Source organism: Rheinheimera maricola (genome assembly GCF_016918075.2).
Classification (GTDB): Bacteria; Pseudomonadota; Gammaproteobacteria; order Enterobacterales; family Alteromonadaceae; genus Alishewanella; species Alishewanella maricola_A.
Map to the genome: position 1 here is coordinate 260,873 of NZ_JAERPS020000001.1, position 17,627 is coordinate 278,499.

15 protein-coding genes are annotated in these 17,627 nt (G+C 45.9%); 13 read left to right on the top strand and 2 right to left on the bottom strand.

Annotated features, from left to right (window positions below):
• Positions 1–3: 3 nt before the first annotated feature.
• Genes I4W93_RS01255 through I4W93_RS01300 form a run of 10 tightly spaced genes read left to right on the top strand, consistent with a single transcriptional unit; the run spans position 4 to position 11,667 of the window.
• Entirely contained in the window at positions 4–2,103 is a 2,100-nt protein-coding gene (locus tag I4W93_RS01255) for a motility associated factor glycosyltransferase family protein (RefSeq protein WP_205310244.1), read from the top strand.
• A gap of 3 nt (positions 2,104–2,106) precedes the next feature.
• Positions 2,107–4,596 carry an AMP-binding protein gene (locus I4W93_RS01260; RefSeq protein WP_205310243.1) on the top strand — a complete coding sequence of 830 codons (2,490 nt, stop codon included), beginning with the start codon at positions 2,107–2,109 and terminating at the stop codon, positions 4,594–4,596.
• On the top strand, positions 4,593–5,282 hold the full coding sequence (locus tag I4W93_RS01265; RefSeq protein WP_205310242.1) for a 2-phosphosulfolactate phosphatase: 690 nt from the start codon (positions 4,593–4,595) through the stop codon (positions 5,280–5,282). Before I4W93_RS01260 ends, I4W93_RS01265 begins: the two co-directional genes overlap by 4 nt.
• Positions 5,279–6,043 carry a phosphosulfolactate synthase gene (locus I4W93_RS01270; protein ID WP_205310241.1) on the top strand — a complete coding sequence of 255 codons (765 nt, stop codon included), beginning with the start codon at positions 5,279–5,281 and terminating at the stop codon, positions 6,041–6,043. Before I4W93_RS01265 ends, I4W93_RS01270 begins: the two co-directional genes overlap by 4 nt.
• Positions 6,043–6,438: a VOC family protein gene (locus I4W93_RS01275; protein ID WP_205310240.1), complete on the top strand. Its 396-nt coding sequence runs from the start codon at positions 6,043–6,045 to the stop codon at positions 6,436–6,438. Before I4W93_RS01270 ends, I4W93_RS01275 begins: the two co-directional genes overlap by 1 nt.
• Positions 6,439–6,449: 11 nt before the next feature.
• A complete protein-coding gene (locus tag I4W93_RS01280; protein ID WP_205310239.1) occupies positions 6,450–7,757 on the top strand; it encodes a DUF4910 domain-containing protein in 1,308 nt (435 codons plus the stop codon).
• A 1-nt stretch (position 7,758) separates the two neighbouring features.
• Positions 7,759–8,457, top strand: coding sequence for a pseudaminic acid cytidylyltransferase (pseF, locus tag I4W93_RS01285; protein ID WP_205310238.1), 699 nt, complete (start codon positions 7,759–7,761; stop codon positions 8,455–8,457).
• Entirely contained in the window at positions 8,454–9,434 is a 981-nt protein-coding gene (locus I4W93_RS01290) for a hypothetical protein (protein ID WP_205310237.1), read from the top strand. Before pseF ends, I4W93_RS01290 begins: the two co-directional genes overlap by 4 nt.
• Positions 9,424–10,761: an ATP-grasp domain-containing protein gene (locus tag I4W93_RS01295; RefSeq protein WP_205310236.1), complete on the top strand. Its 1,338-nt coding sequence runs from the start codon at positions 9,424–9,426 to the stop codon at positions 10,759–10,761. Before I4W93_RS01290 ends, I4W93_RS01295 begins: the two co-directional genes overlap by 11 nt.
• Complete coding sequence (locus I4W93_RS01300; RefSeq protein ID WP_205310235.1) at positions 10,762–11,667, top strand: N-acetylneuraminate synthase family protein; 906 nt, start codon at positions 10,762–10,764, stop codon at positions 11,665–11,667. It abuts the gene before it with no gap.
• Positions 11,668–11,707: 40 nt separating this feature from the next.
• Here I4W93_RS01300 and pseC read toward each other — a convergent pair whose 3' ends face one another.
• Positions 11,708–12,856 (bottom strand): UDP-4-amino-4,6-dideoxy-N-acetyl-beta-L-altrosamine transaminase, encoded by a 1,149-nt coding sequence (pseC, locus tag I4W93_RS01305; RefSeq protein WP_205310234.1) that lies wholly within the window; start codon positions 12,854–12,856, stop codon positions 11,708–11,710.
• Positions 12,853–13,854, bottom strand: a complete 1,002-nt coding sequence (gene pseB / locus I4W93_RS01310; protein ID WP_205310233.1) for a UDP-N-acetylglucosamine 4,6-dehydratase (inverting) — start codon at positions 13,852–13,854, stop codon at positions 12,853–12,855. The genes pseC and pseB overlap by 4 nt, the downstream gene beginning before the upstream one ends.
• Before the next feature lie 202 nt (positions 13,855–14,056).
• Between pseB and I4W93_RS01315 the strand changes: the two genes are divergently transcribed.
• The 3 genes from I4W93_RS01315 to I4W93_RS01325 all read left to right on the top strand — a co-directional run bounded on the left by I4W93_RS01315 (position 14,057) and on the right by I4W93_RS01325 (position 17,627).
• On the top strand, positions 14,057–14,848 hold the full coding sequence (locus I4W93_RS01315) for a flagellin (protein WP_205310232.1): 792 nt from the start codon (positions 14,057–14,059) through the stop codon (positions 14,846–14,848).
• Between the two features lie 111 nt (positions 14,849–14,959).
• Positions 14,960–16,408, top strand: a complete 1,449-nt coding sequence (locus I4W93_RS01320) for a sigma-54 dependent transcriptional regulator (protein WP_205310231.1) — start codon at positions 14,960–14,962, stop codon at positions 16,406–16,408.
• Positions 16,409–16,517: 109 nt separating this feature from the next.
• On the top strand, positions 16,518–17,627 hold the full coding sequence (locus I4W93_RS01325) for a two-component system sensor histidine kinase NtrB (RefSeq protein ID WP_205310230.1): 1,110 nt from the start codon (positions 16,518–16,520) through the stop codon (positions 17,625–17,627).

Here is a 17,627-nt window from a genome sequence, read left to right on the forward strand (position 1 = left end):
TTTATGACTGAGCTAGAACAGCTGCTGCAACAGGCACAAAGCGCACTTTCTGCATTACAGCAACAACAACAACGTGAGCACGAATTTGCTAGCCAATCCCAAACAAGATTCGACAACAACCTACAAGCATTTGAAAAGTATTTTCCAGATATAGCTAAAGCTGTTAAAGACTACCAACCGCGCAAAAATTTCAAAATATTGGTGGCATCAACCGGTGTGGGTAATTTTATACCGGAAAATGAAACTGTACCTTTGTATGCCGAAGATCCTATTGCGCAGTCGCAAGCTCAGGTTGAAAAGTATACGCAAAAGGCAAGTTTCGGCAGGGTGGGTCTGTATAAAAAAAGCCCGGATGCCGAGGTAGTTGATACCAGGCTACACGTTCGTTATATGAATGAACTGGCGAGCACTATTGCCGAATTGACAGCTGATACCGCCGAGCCTGAAATTAAATCATTACCGCAGCGTTTTCCAACCTGTGTGATGTTTGGTTTGGGGCTGGGCTACCATGTGCCAATGTTGCTTGAAAACCATCATTTTGATTATATTTACATTTGCGAACCGGATTTTGAGCTGTTTTTTGCCAGCCTGTATTGTTTGGATTGGAGCGCTGTCATCGAGACAGTGAATCAACAGAATGCCAGTCTGTTCCTACAAATCGGTATTACCTATGAAGACTTTGTACAAAAGCTGGTGGCGCTAAATAGCCAGGTGGGGGCGTTCTCCATTATTAATTGCTTTTGTTATCAGCACTATCCGTCTGAGAACATTAATAAACTAATAAAGAATTTCTTCGAAAATTTTTATCAGTTTCAATCCGGATTTGGTTTTTACAATGATGCTGTGACAGGGCTGGCACATGCAGTACACAATATTGAGAAATCGGCACATTTTTTAAACAGAAATAAACTTGCAGCAAAGCAGTTAAAAAATATCCCATTATTTATTGTGGCAAATGGCCCCTCATTCGATGAATCCATTGACGAAATACGACGGTACCAGGACCGAGCAATTATTTTTGCTGCAGGTACCGGCTTACAATCGTTGATTAAAGCTGGCATAACACCAGACTTTCATATTATGGTCGAACGCACCAAGCATACTTATCGGGTGTTGTATGACACCGCTGACCATGAGGCGCTCGCCAAAGTCAATTTGCTGGCTGTTGATGTGATTTATCCAGATATGCTGGACTTGTACAAGTGGAGTGGCTTGGGTCTTAAGGGGCCGGAAGCCTCGTCGTTTTTTATGCAATTTGAGCATTATCGCAACACGCAAAAGGTCTTATATTCTCTTGGTTTTGCTTCGCCATTGGTTGCTAATACAGCAGCTGCTTTTGCATGGGCTTTTGGTTTTAAAGAAATTTACTTGTTTGGCGTAGACAATGGTTACCCGATTGATACCAATCATAGCCATTCTAAGTACAGTATCTATCGTGATGAAAAGTATCAGGGTAAATATAAAGCAAAGTCAGGTACTAAGCATCGTCTTGAGGGGAATTTAGGCCAAGACGTTATGGCAACTAGCCTGATGGCAACGTCAAAACTTTATCTTGAGTTGTTATTTAGCAAAATGCGCGACACCCATATTTATAATGTTGGCAGCGGCGCCAAATTACGCCATACGCATGCGCTGGAAGCGGAAGATATTATTGTACCGTTGTTACCTAACGCAAAAGATTATTACGTTGAGTTTATAAAGCGAGAGTTTTTTGACCACGCGGTTATAGAAGATATTGCCGAAAGAGTAGGTTTTGACGAATTCGACAGTTTGGTGAATTATCTTATCGATATTGGTGAGCGGGAATACTCGACCCGGGCTGAGGCAGCAGAAATACTAAAGGCTCAGGCGCGAGTGGTTTATGCCTATCAGAATAAGAAATATGCGCATATTTTTCATATCGTTAAGGGGACCTTACTGTATTTCCATTGCCCGCTTATTACACTACTTTTTACTTATCAGAGCGATGAATTGACGTTACAGTGGTTTCGGCAGGCTTTTGCTGTCTGGCAACGATTTTTGCACGAGATAAAGCATGACTTTCCGGAAAACTGGAAGAAAAAGTGTGATTATGTCAAACATCAACCAGACGCCAAGAATTAAGTTATGACGCTGCCATCGCTTCTCGAAACATCAGCAGCGGTTTTCCATTTCTCTAAAGGCGGTCGTTATGACTCAGCGGATCTGTTTTTGCAGTCTGCGCAGTATCAAGAGGCACTAACTAGCTTAAAACCTGGCGCTTACATTTATGTTGTCGGTACTGTCTCGGCAGAGCTGTTACTCGCATATTATGCAGTGTGGCGCTTTGGCCACGTATTAGTACCTATTGATAGTAAAACCGCGCTTGCTACGCAACAGAGTTACTTAACAACGGTACCAGCCGATGGCGTTATTTGGGCCGACGCAGGGTTGGTAAGTAGTCATATTAGCAGTCTATATCGCGATATACCTGTGCTGCACAAGCAGCAGGGTGCTGTGGTGCCCAAATGCGGTGCGCCGCTGCGCCCAACGTCAGCGGAAAATCAGCCGGCGCTGGTCATATTTACATCAGGCAGTACCGGCAAGCCCAAAGGGGTCTTGCTTAGTTATGGCAATCTGTTGGCAGGTGCTGAAAATATCCGCAATGCAATGCAGATAAATGCCAGTGATTTTGCGCTATGTTTATTACCGCTAAATCACATTAATGGTATTGTCACAACCTTAATTACTCCGCTGGTTACCTCAAGTAAGGTCTGTTTTTACGACGATAATTTTAGTGTCGAACGGGTAAAAGCGGTAATCCGGCAGCATCTTATTAGCTGGGTGTCAGCGGTGCCGTTTCACTACAATCAGTTTGTTGAACAAAGTTTAACGACTAGCGATGTTAACTCTGTACGATTTTTTCGCAGTGCGTCCGCGCCGTTATTACGCCATGTTATTCAACAGTTTGAGGCGAACACACAGCGGCCGCTGATTGAGACAATGGGCATGTCTGAAGCCAGCGGCCAAATTTTTGCCAATCCTATGCCGCCAGCAGTTCGAAAACCCGGCAAGATTGGACTGCCGGTCGGGTTCGAGGCGGCAATACGCGCTGAAAATGGCGAATTTTTGGCTGCAGGGCAAGAGGGAGAGCTGGTTTATCGTGGCGCGGGGTTGATGCAGGGTTATTTGATTGATGGCCAGTGCCAACCAGAAACCGACAGCTGGTTCAGATCTGGTGATCTAGGCTTTGTTGATGAGGATGGCTATTTCGAAATCACTGGGCGGGCAAAGGATATTTTTATCTTTTGTGGTGAAAATGTGTCACTACGCTCACTTGAGTTAGCGTTGGCAGCGTTGCCTTTTGTCAAAGATGTGGCGGCAAAGGCGGCGCGCTCGGCCAGTTTCGGTGAGGTTGCGGATATTTACCTTGTGCTCGAGGGTGTAGCACTGCATGATATTAAAGCTGTATTGCTGCAAGCTTTGTTAAATAACGCTGTCGGGTCTATATCTATGCTGGGTTATCTGTACCAGATGGATGTTTTGCCGCGCTCTTCCGCTGGCAAAGCACTCAAGGGCTTTATGTCGTCCGATCTTGCGCTGGATAAAGTGGAATGTCGTCCGGTGTTCAATAATGCGGCCACGCTAGTTGCTGCAGTACTCAATACAGAACCTTCCGATTTAGGTGCTGACGCCGCAATGGGAAATACTACTGGCTGGGATTCCCTGGCGCAAACTGTAATTAGTATTGAACTGGAACAAGCGATTAAACGCAAACTTACGCCAGATGAGATAATGCAGGCAACTAGCATTTCGGGTGTACAGCGTATTTTGCAGTACGATAACGAAGGTGCCAAGCCGGTTGCAGTAGCGCAGGACCAGCAAGCAATTAGCGCTTACATCACAGCCTTAAAGCAACTTGGTTTTGCTCAGCATAAAGTCAATTACCTGATCCTCAGTATGGCGTCTGTGTTAAAGCGGGGGATTTCTCATGTGCCACAGCTATTAACCCAGCTGATTGACGAAGCCGGGCCCGATGCCATCATTTGTATGAATACATTTAATTGGAGCTTTTGTCGGGGTAGTGCTTATGATAGTAGTACTTCCGCCTGTGAAACCGGCATGATTAACGAAATATTCCGCCAAATGCCCAATGTGCATCGTTCGGCGCATCCGATTTATTCGTATGCTGTGCATGGCTTGTCAGCAGCCGAGGTGCAGGCTTTTAATGGTGAAAGTAGCTGGGGCGAAGCGTCCTTTTTGAATTATCTATGCCAACAAGATGACGTTAATGTTATTTGTCATGGCCCCGCCTTACTTAAGGGCAACCCCGCAATTCATTGGGTTGAGCAGCAGCATCAGGTACCTTATCGCTATCACAAAACATTTACTGGCTTGGCGCGTTTAAGTGGTGAAAAGCGCATGACAGAAACTAAGGCCACTATGTTTGTGCGCAAACTGGGGGATGATGAATTCGTTAACGACTGGTCTACGCTGATTACTAATTTAACGTCGTCTCAAGCATTACGTGGCCAGCTTAGCGGCGACACATTTTATGCGTATTCATTAAAGTCTCTGACAACTGCTGCCGACAACATACTAACGTTGGATAAATTCGGACTTGCCGTTAAAAAATGAAAATTAAAATAACATCGGGCCATACTACAACGGTAAATAGTCAATCTTTAGTAGTGGTTATAGATGTATTACGGGCTTTTACCCTCACCAGCTTTTTAGCTGAGCAATGCCACAATAGTATTTATTTATGCCGCACCGCAGCTGAGGCCTTTGAACTAAAACAGCAGCTTTGCCATCCGGTGCTGCTTGGTGAGATTAAGGGCTTACCCATAGCTGGGTTTGACTATGGTAACTCGCCGGCAGAATTGTGTGATCGCCCGGTAGCATCAAATGCAACGCCAATATTACGTACCAGTAATGGAGTAGAGGCGGTGCTTAACGTGTTGGCTGCCGGTGAAGTGTTGGTGGCATCATTCCGAGATGCTGATGCGGTAATTAATTATATAAAACAACATTGTCAGCACAAATTTACTGAGTGTGTTCTGGTTGCATCAGACCGTAATGGCAGTGACGAAGATCTGGCATGTGCGGAGTATATGCAGGCAGTGTTGTCGGGCAAGAATACGGATATAGACAGTTTTATTAACCGGGTAAAGCATTCGGCAAATGCTAAACGTTTCCTTGATAAAGCTCAAATTGCTTTCCCAGGTAAGGATTTAGAATTGGCCTGTACAATTAATCACGATGCTAAACCAATGGTAGTTCGTAAAGAAAATGGACATATCATGCTGGAGAATGCGCTATGAATGCTAACTTTTTAGATTTACCTGCCAGAGAAGCTAAGCCAAGGAAAAACGGCATTACGTCGATACTCGATACCGGCACGCCGACGCAACAATTTAAAGATTTTATTGAAAGCCACGGCAACTATATCGACATGGTGAAGTTAGGTTGGGGTACCTGTATGGTAACCAAGGACCTCACGCAAAAAATTGATATTTTGCAGCAACATGGCATTGATTATTACTTTGGCGGTACCTTGTTTGAAAAAGCCTGGTTGCAAAATAAAGTCGAAGCGTTGTTTGATTTTTTTAGTGCTAATCAGGTGAAATGGGTTGAAATTTCTGATGGCACTGTCGCGCTGCCTCATGCAGAAAAACTGAAATATATTGAGCTGGCGGCAAAAAAATTCTCGGTAATGAGTGAAGTTGGCTACAAGGATCAGACTCGGTCTGCTGATTTTTATCCGGCAGAGTGGATTAAATGTATTCAATCGGAATTAGCTGCCGGGGCACAAAAATGTATTACGGAAGCCAGAGAAAGTGGTCAAAGTGGTATATGCCGTTCAAACGGTGAAATTCGATTTGGGCTGATCCACGAAATTTTAAATGGCGGGGTTAGTGCTAAAGATCTGATTTTTGAGGCACCGAACAAAAGTTTACAGACATACTTTATCAAACTCGTCGGGTCAGATGTTAATTTGGGTAATATTGCCTTTTCCGACGTTATACCACTTGAAACATTAAGATTAGGCTTGCGTTCTGATACGCTGGAGAGCTTTAAGTAATGAAAAATACCATCTTCCATTTGGCCATTCCCTGTAAAGATGTGGCAGAAGCTAAAACTTATTATGTTGATCAGCTAGGGTTTGGTCAGGGCAGAATGTACGATGACCGTATATCGATAAACTTCTTTGGCGACCAGGTCGTGTGCCATTTATGTCCGGAAAAAGTCGATCCGATAGTAGAAATGTATCCGCGCCATTATGGCCAAACCTTTACCTGTGAAATGGCATTTGATGAGTTTTATCAACGGGTATTAGAGTCGGGCGTGGCACTTTACAAAGCGTTATTCGTCCGTTTTGAAGGTAAAAAAGAAGCACATAAAACCTTTTTTCTGGTTGATCCCTCAAATAATTTGTTGGAGTTCAAATATTACTTTGATCAGTCGCAAAATTTCTAAGCGAGTGTCGTATGAGTAACGTCAACACCACGGTTGTATCAGCTCATGTAGGCCAAAAAATTTACCAGTGGATGACTGACTTATTTCCGTTGTGCCGCAGCATTACCGGACAAGGCGTGAGAGATTCTCTGGCTTATCTTAGCCAGCAAGTGCCGGGCATAACGGTTAGGGCAGTACCCAGTGGTACTCAGGTGTTTGACTGGGAAGTGCCACAAGAATGGCGTATCACAGAGGCCTACATCGAAACACAGTCTGGCCAGCGCATTGTAGATTTTAAACGCTGTAACTTGCACGTTTTGGGCTATTCAACCGCAATTGATGAGGTACTGAGCCTGGCCCAGTTGCAACCGCATTTGTACTCACTACCAGAGCAACCCGATGCCATACCTTATGTGACGTCTTACTACGCTAGAAATTGGGGGTTTTGTCTTACGCATCAACAACGCTTGAGTTTGCAGGACGACGAATATCGCGTGCGGATAGACAGTGAACATTTCGCTGGTGAATTAAATTACGGTGAGTTAATTATTCCGGGAAAATCCGAGCAAGAAATTTTTCTGTCGAGTTATTTATGTCATCCGTCTATGGCAAACAATGAGTTGTCAGGGCCACTAGTGATGGCAGCGATTGCTCAATGGTTAGCAGAAGCGCCGCGTTTGTACAGTTACCGTTTGTTCTGGGGCGTCGAAACCATTGGCTCGTTAACCTATTTAAGCCTGCATTTGCCCGAGTTAAAACGCCATGTTGTCGCCGGATTTAACTTAACCTGTATTGGCGATGATAATAGTTATTCCATGTTGCATTCTCGGTTGGGTAATACGCTGGCCGATAAAGTCGCAGCATATGTGCTTGATCATGAGTTCCCAGCTGCCAGGAAGTACAGTTTTTTACAACGAGGTAGCGATGAACGTCAATATTGTGCGCCTGGTGTTGATTTACCATTAGTTACCTTAATGCGGACAAAGTTTGCCGAATACCCGGAATACCATACCTCACTGGATAACCTGGATTTTGTCTCACCTCAAGGGCTGCAAGGCGGATTTGAGTTTGTAAAACGTTGTATCGAAGTTGTCGAGGCTAACCAGCGTTGCAAGGTCACTGTTTTGGGGGAGCCACAACTGGGCAAACGCGGCTTGTATCCTACTACCTCGCAAAAAGGTGTGGGTAAGCAGGTGCGTAATTTAAGAAATATCATTGCTTATTCTGATGGCGAGCACGACAGCATTGATATTGCACTGCGATTGGAAATTCCGTTTCAATTAGTGGTGGATACTCAGGCAACTTTGTTGCAAGCAGGTTTGCTGGAAAAGGTCAGTTAAGATGAGAATTGCGGTGATACCGGCCCGTGGGGGCAGCAAGCGCATACCGAATAAAAATATAAAACTTTTTTGTGGCAAGCCCATTATTGCTTATTCGATTGCCGCAGCACATGAATCTGGTTTGTTCGACAAAATAATTGTATCTACCGACAGTGAAAACATAGCCGACGTTGCTATTCAATATGGTGCACAGGTGCCATTTTTGCGCCCCGCTGAGCTAGCGGATGATTATGCCAGTGCCAGAGTGGCGGTGCACCATACCCGTGAAATGTTGGAACGACAGGGCTTAACAATAAGTTATACCTGCTGTATTTATGCCACCGCACCCTTTGTGCAAGCCGCATCTATTGTCGATGGTTTTAATAAATTAGCGAACTCGGAAAAAAAATACTGCTTTTCGGTGGCGCAGTTTGATTACAGCCCGTTTCGTGGCATCGTATTTAGTTCCGGCAAGGCGGAGCTATTGTTTCCACAGCATCGGCATTCGCGCTCGCAAGACATGCCTGCGGTGTACCACGATGCGGCGCAGTTTTACTGGAGCAAAATACAGCATCCGGTAATTGATGAACCCTTGGTTGGGGCAGACTTTGAACCCATCATTATTCCAAGCATGCTGGTTCAAGATATTGATACTGCTGAAGACTGGACCCAAGCGGAATTGAAATATCAATTGTTACAGCAACACCGTGCTGTAACATGATTAGCTTTATTATCAGTGCTGGCACGCAAATAGGCTTAGGGCATTTGAAGCGCTGCCAGGTGTTGGCTGAGTATTTATCTGCGCAGGTTAAATGCCAATTACTGTTAGTTAGCGATGCAGACTGTTCCGAACATATCAAGCCAGCGATTTGGCACAGTATCAACCTATTTTCTGCCTGGCCGTCCGACTGGGTAAAGCACATTGCTGCCAGTTCTCGTGTGGTGTTGGTTGACAGCTACATAGCAGACGAGCTGATTAATGACTCCATGGCCGCGTACGGCGGTGAGTGGGGGCGGTTTGTGTTTAACGTGCCGCGGGTGTTCTCAGGCGGATTTTTAATAAGTTATAACCAGACGCTTGCCTCAGCGACGGCATTGCGCCATTTTTCGCAGCCAATAAAGCAGTTTTTCGGATTAGAGTATTTTATTGTCGCGCCATTATTTAACCGGCAATCGCTGCATCAGGTAGAAAAAGCACAGACGGTATTTTTGTCTTTTGGTGCCGGAGATGACAGAGGCTGGATAATGCACTTTATTGAAAAAATCCGTTCGGTAAGCCCTGACAAAGCCATTACGATTGCAACAACCAAACTGAACCCGGCGCTGATGGCGTTACAGCAACACTGTAAAACACTGCACAATGTCAGTTTATATTGTTCACCGTCACATTATGCAGAACTACTTGCCGCTGCAGATCTGGCAATTGTTGCATCAGGCACCACTTTAATGGAAGCAGTTGCACTGCAAATACCGGCTGCTAGCATTGTGTTGGTTGACAATCAGCAGCACATACAAGCTCAACTGCTTGCACTTGGCTGCGTGGTAGACGCAGAAGATGATGCGCAACTACAAGCTTTGCTGTCGCAGCCGACAAGCGGTATTCGTGCTAAGTTAACCCGCTGTTGTGCAAAATTAGATGTTGCCAGTGGTGCGCAACGGTTGGCAAATAAGCTACTGGAGTTGTCTTATGTTGTTTGATAGCAAAAATGTGCTGGGTGTTTCTGAACTTAATGTGTTAGTGACGGCAGTTGGTGCTCCGCCGGGGAAAAATAGCGTTCGCGCCCTGATGAAATTCGCTGGCATCAAGTTAATTTTGGCCGATGCCAGTGAAAATTTACACGAAGTGTTAGGTTTTCCGGTAGTAAAATTACCGTTTTGTTCTGATAAGGCAGCCTATAACAAGGCGCTGACCGAACTGATTAAAACCCATAATATTGCCGTGATTTTGCCGTGTATTGAAGAAGAAATACTGTATTTCTCTGAGCATAGACTAGAACTTGAGCAGCGTTTAGGCGTAAAAATTCCGCTAACAGATGCCCCTAAGCTAGCCCAGACCATAGATAAATATCAGCTTTACCTGTTGGCTAAGCAGCTTAATATTCCACTGATAGAAACCTTGGATTTAAACCTGCCTACAGCCCATGACAGCTTAATGCAGTGGCCATTGCCTTTTGTAGTAAAGCCGCGCTTTGGTCATGGCGCACGAGACGTAAAAATCATCCGAACGGCTGCTGAACTCAAGCAGTTGGCTTTAGCGATAACGTTAAAAACGGATTGGGTGGCACAGCAGTACATCCCTGGCGGTGATGGTTCTAATTACATGTATTCTGTTGTGCTGAACAATGGCGAAGCTGTGGCCCGGTTTCAAAGCCGTAGCGTTAAAACATTATATGAATTTGGTGGGCCAGCTACCGCTGGCGAGCCAACGGCAGAACATGAGCTGAGCGCCTTAGGCTTAAAACTAGAGGCCGCTTTACCTTATTGGCATGGTGTAGCCAACTTAGAATTTAAACGCTCAGATACGGATGGGAAATTCTATCTGATGGATTTAAACCCCAGGGTGTGGGGTTACAGTTCTTTAGCGGATGATGCTGGCATGCCTTTTCCGTTTATCCAGCTTATGCTTTCGTTAAACCGGCCGATAAAGAATGTGCAACAGTTCTTACCATGGATTTTAATGACGCGAACTGAAAACGGTGACGATATCAGTGTAGTAAAAAACACTGCTCATCAGGTAAATGGTCATCAAGTTGCGTTGGTAGAAGCCCGGGTGATGACCGCCGATCAGCCAGACCATATGTTATCGGCAGCGGCTGATTTAGTCTGGTGTAATATTGCTGAACCGTTTAAGCAGAACGATACGTTATTTGTGCCTGATCAGGCGCTAACTGATATAGAAAAAGCGTACTTGAGTATGATCATTCTACGGGCAGATAACTATATGTTTGCTAAGCAGAACGCTGATGCGAAGCATAGGTTGGCGATGACAAGACAACAGATATTCGATTCTTATTGGAACTCCTAAATGAAACCAGTACAAATAATTGCTGAAATAGGCTCAAACCATAACGGTAGTGTCGATATTGCCAAGCAGTACATCGATGCCAGTAAAGCCTCTGGGGCTGATTGGGTAAAGCTGCAAACGCTGACTAAACCACAATTAATGTCACCTAAAACGTTAATTGATGGTGCAGTACAGCCTTATCCAATCTGGAATATTTTTAACTGCAACCCGCTTAGCGATCAGGCTCATGCAGAGTTATTTAGCTATGCACAGCAGCAAGATATTGCCTTGTTCTCCGCACCTTTTTATCTGGAAGCGGTTGACCTGCTTGAACGTATGCAGGTCTCGCAATACAAAATTGCTTCTGGCGATATCGCTTTCTTTCCGTTACTTGATAAGGTAGGCGCAACTAAAAAACGCGTCATTTTGTCTACCGGCGCCAGTGATTTATTGGATGTTGAAAAAGCCGTTCGTCGACTAACTGATGCCGGTTGTCCGGAGATTGTGTTATTACACTGTGTCAGTAACTATCCTCCGGTGTGGGACGAAATTAATCTTAAAGCGATGACGACGCTACAAACTGAATTTGGTACTGCAGTTGGCATTTCTGATCACACCCCTGGGGCGCTGTTACCCATTGCTGCGGTAGCAATGGGCGCTAGTTACATCGAAAAGCATGTTACTTTTGATCGGCGTTTAAATGGGCCGGACCACCCTTTTGCCATGACGTTTGCCGAGTTTAGCGACATGATCGCGCAAATTCGAATTCTGGAAAAAGCGCTGGGTAATGGTATTAAAGTGCCGACAACTTCCGAAACAGAGAAGCAATGGCGGATAAGACGGGGCACTTATGACCCTATCAGTCTGGAACCGTCAACGGCAGAAAATGCCATCTGGTTAAGGCCAGACTATAGAATGAAAGGTTAGTCCGGTTGGCACTTCAAACGGTATTTGGGGCTGAGCAAAGTTATTGCAATACTTTACTCAGCTCCTGCACAACATAGTTTTGTTGCTCCGCCGTCAGCTCAGGAAACATCGGTAAGCTAACAATACGCTCGTAAAAATCTTCCGCAACGGGGAAATCGCCCCAGTCAAACCCAAGTTGTTGATAATATGGTTGGGTATGGATTGGAATATAATGCACATTTACACCAATACCTGCTGCTCGTAACGCATCAAATACCGCTTTGCGTTTACTTTTGTCATCAAACCGGACCAGATACAAGTGCCAGGCACTGATATTCACGTCATCAAGCTGTGGCAAGCCCAATGGTAAGTCTGCCAGCAGACGATTGTAGCTCGCGGCTAGTAGCTGGCGTTTCTGGATGATTGGCAGCAATCGCTGGCTTTGGCTTAAGCCCAATGCCGCTTGCATATCTGTCATACGGTAATTAAAGCCAAGCTGCAATTGCTGATAATACCAGGCGCCATGTGTCGGTTCAGTCATCAGGTTTTCGTCGCGGCTGATACCATGGCTACGCAGCAGGCGCAATTTGTCGGCCAGCTCAGCGCTGTTGGTCATCGCCATGCCACCTTCGGCGGTGGTGATAATTTTTACCGGATGAAAGCTAAAAACGGTGATGTCGCTGTAACGGCAGTTACCCACCGGTTCATCCAGGTAACTGGCACCTACCGCATGGGATGCATCTTCAATAATCTTGAAGCCAAACTCATTTGCCAGGTAATGTATTTGCTGCATATCGCAACTGGCACCCGCTAAATGCACCGGTATCACAATTTGCGGTAAAGTATCGTTGTTGCGTGCTAATTCCAGCTTTTGTCTCAGCTTATCCACCGCCATATTGCCGCTATCTGGCTCTACATCGACAAAGTCAACGTCAGCACCGCAATAACGGGCACAGTTGGCTGAGGCGACAAAACTGATAGGTGACGTCCAGACCCGGCTGCCAGGACCAACACCCAACGCTAAACAGGCAATATGTAGCGCAGAAGTCGCGCTGTTTACGGCGACAGCATGTTGAGCTGTTGTTATCTCGCATAAGCGTTGCTCAAACGCCGGCACAGCCGGACCTTGGGTTAAAAAGTCACTTTGCAATACGTCAGTGACGGCATCAATATCTGCCTGGCTAATATGCTGGCGACCGTAGGGGATCACAGCATTGCCTCCTGATTAAACTGGCGCATTTGCTCAACAGTTAAAAAGTCTGGGTTAGTGTCCGACACATATTCAAATCCCGGAGCCACTAATTTACCTTGCTCCTTCAGTGCATTGCTGGAAAAATCATTGCTGCGGTTAAAGAATCTGATGGCCGGCGCAATAACAAAATGGTCATTAAATTCAAAGGTATGATAAGACATATCGCCGGGACACATCATTTCGTGTAATTTTTCACCCGGGCGAATGCCAATGATTTTAACCGCTAAATCTGGCGCCATAGCTTTAGCCAGATCAACAATTCTAATGGAGGGGATTTTTGGCACAAATATTTCGCCGCCCAACATTCGTTCAAAGTTTTTCAAAACAAAATCAACGCCTTGTTGCAGGCTTATCCAAAATCTCGTCATGTCGGCATGCGTTATTGGAATATGGTCTTGTTTATTGTCAATCAGCTGTTGAAAAAACGGCACTACCGAGCCGCGTGAGCCAACTACATTGCCGTAACGCACCACCGAAAAACGCGGCCGGCTGCCACCTGTCATATTGTTAGCAGCAATAAACAATTTATCCGACGCCAATTTAGTGGCACCGTACAAATTCACCGGGTTGGCGGCTTTATCCGTGGACAGCGCAATTACTTTTTCGACATTAGTTTCGATGGCCGCATTAATAACGTTTTCTGCGCCATTAATATTGGTGCGAATACACTCGGTAGGATTGTACTCGGCGGCCGGAACCTGCTTTAACGCAGCAGCATGGATGACAAAGTCGACACCGTGCATAGCGCGGACCAGACGTTTTTCATCTCTGACATCGCCTATAAAGTATCGCATGCAACTGTGGTCAAACTTTTGTTGCATCTCGTACTGTTTTAGCTCGTCACGCGAGTAGATAATAATTTTTTTGGGCTTGTAGCGTGAGATCAATGTTTGCGTGTATTTATGACCAAATGAGCCAGTGCCACCGGTAATTAAAATCGTTTTGCCGTTAAACATAAGCTGCCCTCGGGAACCACTTAGTGTGCGAAATGCTGTTGTAATTGAACATAGCATAAACTGTGCCGATACAGCTAACGCATTCAGTTTAAACACTTTAATACTAATACATTGTTTGCCGGTTTGCGCATAATTATTTATTGGCTGTAACCTGCACGATTGGCTAAACTATAACCAGTTTTAGCAATGTTGTGGTGAAGGTATGAAACTTAATGCGCCGGGGAATTTAAACACGCTAAACCAAGCCCAATTGCAGCAAGATAACCTGTTAAAAAAGCTGGCTAGTGCCAAGCGTATTAACAGTGCTGCAGACGATGCTGCCGGATTACAAATTGCCAACCGCTTAAGCAACACGATAAACGAAGCGGCTCAGGGGCAACGTAATTTATATGATGGTATCGGATTGGCGCAGGTGTATGAGCAAAGCCTGCAAAATATCAATACAGATTTATCATCGGTTAACACACTGGCCGTGGCTGCCGGTAATGGGATTTACACTGATGCTGACCGCGCCGCGCTGCAAGAACAAGCGCAAGGTTACCTCGACAATGCGCAAAACACCTTGAAAACCGCCAGTTTTGGCGGTGCACCTTTGTTTAGCGACCAAAGCATCAGCTTTAACAGCGGCCAAAGCAATCTTAATCTAAAAGTACAAGACGTTGGCGCCGCCCTGACAACGCAAAACGTGTTTAACATTGATTTGAGTACCCAAGCCGGAGCTGCTGCAGCAAATACGGTGCTAACTCAGGCAACAGAATATGTCAGTGGTTTGCAGGCCGAAGCGGGGGCCAGCATAAACAGTTTTGCGGCGCAGGCCCGTAATTTAAACAATCAGCAGATTAATCAGGCGCAAGCCCGCAGCAGAATTGAAGATACCGATTTTGCCAAAGCCACTGCCGATAAGGTTGCTGCTGATATTCTTGGCAAAACCTCTGTTAGTATTTCGCTACAAGCCAGGGTACAGCAACAACAGGCGTTGAATTTATTGGCTTAACGGCTTTAATGACGCTATTTTTTTGACACTGCGTCAAAAAAATAGCGTATTACCTTGCAAGCTGCTTTATGCGCAGTACAATGCAATGAAAAGCATAATAAAAGCAACGGCATGTCAAATACTCCTACTGTGTATATTGTTGATGAACAAAGCGGTCGCAGTACCAGGCTAAGTACTGTTTTAAGCTTTATTAATGAACCGCATCAAGTACTGGACGCAGACAATCTTAACAAGTTGTTGCAAACCTCTGCGCCTGCAGTGGTATTGCTAGGGGCGCTGCAAGACATAGCGCAGGATGAATTGTTGCAACGCTATCCAGCCACAGCATTTCTGCTGTTAGGTGAACCACTGCGGGACTTGCTGAAATTTGCTAACGCCGTAGGTTTACTGTGCGAGCCGTTTTCTTATGCCACACTGACGCAATTGCTGCGAGACAGCCAGCAATACCATCGCTTGTTGCCACAGCAACGCCAAAACGATCAAGCGGTTAAGTTTGACGGTATGGTCGGCAACTCTGCCATGATGCAACAGGTAAGGTTTCTTATCGCTCAAGTTGCTAAAACTGATGCCAACGTGTTGGTGCTGGGACCCTCAGGTACCGGTAAAGAAGTGGTAGCCCGCAATATTCATTTACTGTCTAACCGTGCCTCTGGGCCTTTTGTGCCGATTAATTGTGGTGCAATTCCGGCTGAGTTGTTGGAAAGCGAGCTGTTTGGCCATGAAAAAGGCGCGTTTACCGGTGCCATTTCTACACGAAAAGGCCGCTTCGAACTTGCACAAGGTGGCACGCTGTTTTTGGATGAGATAGGCGATATGCCGTTGCCGATGCAGGTGAAGCTGTTGCGGGTACTACAAGAGCGCACCTATGAGCGGGTAGGCGGTACCCAACCAATTAAAGCCGATGTGCGTATAGTGGCCGCAACACATCGTGATTTGGAACTGATGATCAGTGATGGCAGTTTCCGTGAAGATCTTTACTACCGTTTAAATGTGTTTCCAATTGATACTCCCGCCTTGAGTCAGCGCACAGATGATATCCCAACCTTGATCAGCGAGTTGCTTAAGCGGCAGTCCCGGCAGAGCCAGGCAACAGTAAAATTTACAGAGCATGCCATGCAAAGCCTGCAGCTGCATAGTTGGCCTGGTAATGTACGCGAACTGGCTAATTTGCTCGAGCGTATGGTAATTATGTACCCGGACCAAGTGGTAGATGTTGCCGAGTTACCGCAAAAGTATCGCCACCTGGATGTAGAGAGCTACGTGCCGCAATATCCAGAAAGCTTGCAAGAGCGTGATTTACTCAACGAAATGTTCCAGGCTACAGATGACGAAGACAATACCATTGCTGAGGAGTTGGATTTTGACGGCAATAACCTGCAGCATTTACCAGAACAAGGGCTGGATTTAAAAGAGTATTTGGCAGAACTTGAAATCCGTTTTATCTCTCAGGCGCTAGAGCGGCATGAGTTTGTCGTTGCCAGAGCGGCAGAAGTGCTTGGGCTGCGCCGTACAACACTGGTTGAGAAAATGCGTAAATACAATTTGGGCAAAGATGAGTAATTCACTAGCGCCAGTATATTGACGTTGCGTAACATCCTGAAATACATCTAATAATTGCTGGCATAATGCCTGCATATATCCTGCTGATAATGCTGTTTCAGGGGGATTTATGCCATCAGCCAATGCGGTGCACTTTTCATCAGAAAGTCTAAAGCGTCGTGACAGTTCTGCAGCGGTTGCTGCGCTGCGCCCGGCGCTGCAATTATTACCGGGAACTAACATCGATCCGGTGTTGCAAGCGCTACCGGCTGCGGTGATTTTATTAGATCAACGCGGCATGATATATCAGGCAAATCCTGCTGCCTTGGCAATGTTGGCTGAGCCGCTGGTTGGGCAAGCCTGGTTTAACGTGATTAGCCGCTGTTTTAGACCACGCAGTGATGATGGCCTGGAGGTTTCCTTAAAAGATGGGCGCCGGGTTAAACTGCAGATCAGTACGGTGCTTAGCCATTCTGATTATACCCAACCTGGCCAGTTGATTATGCTGACCGATTTAACTGAAACACGGCAATTGCAAAGCCGGTTGTCACATCTGCAGCGTTTATCGACGCTGGGTAAAATGATGGCAACACTGGCACATCAAATTCGTACGCCTTTGTCTGCCGCTTTATTGTATGCGCAAAACCTGACGGATCCCCGGGCTACGCTGCAAGCACAACAGCAATTTCAACAGAAGCTACTCTCACGTCTGCAAGACTTAGCACAGCAAGTCGATGACATGCTGTTGTTTGCCCGCAGTGGCACGGCGCAGCAAGTCGCGCCGTTTACGCTGCAGCAATTAACGTCACAGCTCAATACCAATATTGAAGCCTTGCTGGCGCAGCATCATGCCAGCTTAACGCTGCATTGTGTAGATATGAGTTGGCGTTTGCTGGGAAATCAGAATGCGCTGTGTGGTGCATTAGAAAATCTGATCCAAAACAGTATTCAAGCGGTTGCAGAGCGTGCTCAGATAACACTACACATTGCACCTAGTGCGTTGCACAGCGGCATGTTAGCTTTACGGATAACTGATAATGGCCCAGGCGTGGCCCCGGCACTACAGCCAACGTTATTTGAACCCTTTGTTACCGGTCGCGCACAAGGTACTGGCCTCGGGCTAGCTGTAGTGCAGGCTGTTGCCAGCTCACATCATGGTTCGGTGCGCTATGTACCGACAGCGCAAGGCGCTTGCTTTGAATTACTGCTACCGCTGCATACCAGTGACAATGAGGAGTAA